This is a genomic window from Collinsella aerofaciens (genome assembly GCF_005844325.1).
Classification (GTDB): Bacteria; Actinomycetota; Coriobacteriia; order Coriobacteriales; family Coriobacteriaceae; genus Collinsella; species Collinsella aerofaciens_G.
Genome location: NZ_SPFY01000052.1, coordinates 1 through 2,287, shown reverse-complemented (window position 1 = coordinate 2,287; position 2,287 = coordinate 1). Strand labels below are relative to the sequence as shown.

Sequence of the window (2,287 nt, the reverse complement as noted above, 5' to 3'; positions counted from 1 at the left end):
TTAGCGCTACTGTAAAAACAACCAATTTCGCCATCGCACTTTAGCCGATTCCGCCAACGCAATTTCCCCGATCACGCCAACGCATTTTCACCATTTCCACCAACGCCGGGGCTTACGCTTCGACCGACAAGCGAACGATGCTTTCGGGAGGAGCGGCCGTGGCGGAGAAGAACCTGATCGGAGAGTTGGACATGTACAGGGAAGCGGGCATAAAGCCCAACTTCAGCGACATAGCGAAGCGCTACGGCAAGGACAGGCACACCGTGGCGGCGTACTGGAGGGCCGAGGGCGGCCGGCCCCGCGACGGGCGCGCCGACAGGGCGGGCTCCTTCGACGCGCACATCGAGGAGGTGGCCGCCAAGGCGCAGCTGCCGGGGGTCACCAAGAAGGGCATCCACGAGTGGCTGCTGCACAGGTATCCCGGCGAGAACCTGGCCGGCTACAACGCCTTCACCCAGTTCATGCGCAAGAACGGTATCGCCGTCGGGGCCTCCGTCGGCCCGGAACCGCACCCGCGCTTCGAGACGCCGCCCGGGCTGCAGCTGCAGTTCGACTGGAAGGAGTCGGTCAGGATGGCGAACCGCGACGGCGAGCTGTTCGAGTTCAACGTGTTCGCGGCGACGCTGGGCCATTCCCGCAGGCACATATTCATCCGGTCGGGGACCAGGACGACCGACGACCTGGTCAGATGCATGTACGCCACGATCGCGAGGCTCGGCGGCGTGCCCCGCGAGTGGGTCACGGACAACATGTCCGCCCTGGTGACGGTCAAGGGCGGCAGGCGCCTCAAGGTCCAGCGCGCATACGAGTTCGCCAAGGCCGCCGGCTTCGAGCTGAAGCTGTGCCGCCCGCGCAGCCCCCAGACCAAGGGCAAGGTCGAGTCGTCGAACCGCTTCCTGTCGCGGCTCGCGGCCTACCAGGGCGACTTCGACGGCTGGGACGACATCGACGAGATCATCGCGCGGATCGAGGACGCCAGCAACTCCGAGCCCAACGAGACCACGGGGCTGCCGCCCTCCGCGCTGTTCATGGAGGAGAAGGACGCGCTGCTGCCCGTCGGCAACCTCCGCGCCCTCGAGGAGGCGATGGGCGACGTGGTGCGCGTGGCCAGGGTGCCGGCCACGATGCTGGTCAGCGCGCACGGCGAGCCCATGTCGGTGCCCAGGCGCTGCATCGGCAGGCCCGCCCGCATCGTCTGCATGCCCGGCGGCGCGATGGACTGCTACGTCGGCGGCGAGCTGGTGGCGACGCACGTGGCGGGCGGGCCGGCCTACGACCCGGCGCACTACGCCGAGGCCATGGCCGGGAAGCGCTGGTTCGGCGACGCCGCCGGCGACATCGAGGCGGCCGCCGCCGCCAACCTCGGGCTGCTCGACTCGATAGGGGGCTCGCTGTGAGCGCCGCGGTGCAGGCCAGCCCGCTCAACCGCCTGGCGGCCAATCTCGAGGAGCTGGGGCTCGAGGGCATGGCGTCGTCGGTGCCCGAGTACGTCAGGCTCGTCGCCGACGGGAGGAAGAGCCTGGTCGACGCCATGCTCGAGCTCACCGACGCCCAGATAGCCCTCAAGCGGCGCGCCGACGACGAGCGCCGCACGAGGATGGCCAACTTCCCCTACATAAAGACGCTGGCCGACTTCGACTGGGGTTTCCAGCCGAGCGTGCCCCGCGGGCTGGTCGAGCAGCTGGCCACGCTCGAGTTCGTCGACCGCGGCGACAACGTCGTGCTCGTCGGCAGCCCGGGCGTCGGCAAGACCCACCTGTCGATAGCCATAGGCCACGAGGCGGTGATGGCCCGCAAGCAGGTGTACTTCGCCGACTGCTCGAGGCTGGTCGAGGACCTCAAGCACGCCTCGGCGAAGGAGGCGCTGGCGCGCAGGATGCGGTTCTACGAGCACTGCAGCCTGCTGATAATAGACGAGCTGGGCTACCTCGATATCGGGAAAGAGGGCGCCGACCTGCTGTTCCAGCTGGTGAACAGGCGCTACGCGCTCAAGCGGTCGACGATCGTCACGACCAACGTGCCGGTCGGCAGGTGGGGCGACGTGTTCGGCAGCAACGTCACGGCCTCGGCGGTCGCCGACAGGCTGTGCCACCACTGCGCGATGATCAAGATAACGGGCCGGTCGTACCGCCTGAAGGACGTGTCCATCGGCGGTGAGGACGGGAAGGAGGAGGGCGCCTAGGCGCCGAAAGCGGCACATCCGCGTTGGCGAATCCGGTGTATCCGCGTTGGCGCGATTGGCGAAAATGCGTTGGTGGAAATGGTGAAAATTATATTGACGCTAACA

General features: G+C 67.3%; 2 protein-coding genes. Both read left to right on the top strand.

All coding sequences use genetic code 11. The annotated features are described in order from the left end of the window. Positions 1-158: 158 nt before the first annotated feature. Positions 159-1,397, top strand: coding sequence for an IS21 family transposase (istA, locus tag FGQ61_RS09510; RefSeq protein WP_082421817.1), 1,239 nt, complete (start codon positions 159-161; stop codon positions 1,395-1,397). Then, a complete protein-coding gene (gene istB / locus FGQ61_RS09505; protein ID WP_055285406.1) occupies positions 1,394-2,182 on the top strand; it encodes an IS21-like element helper ATPase IstB in 789 nt (262 codons plus the stop codon). The genes istA and istB overlap by 4 nt, the downstream gene beginning before the upstream one ends. Positions 2,183-2,287: the final 105 nt, after the last annotated feature.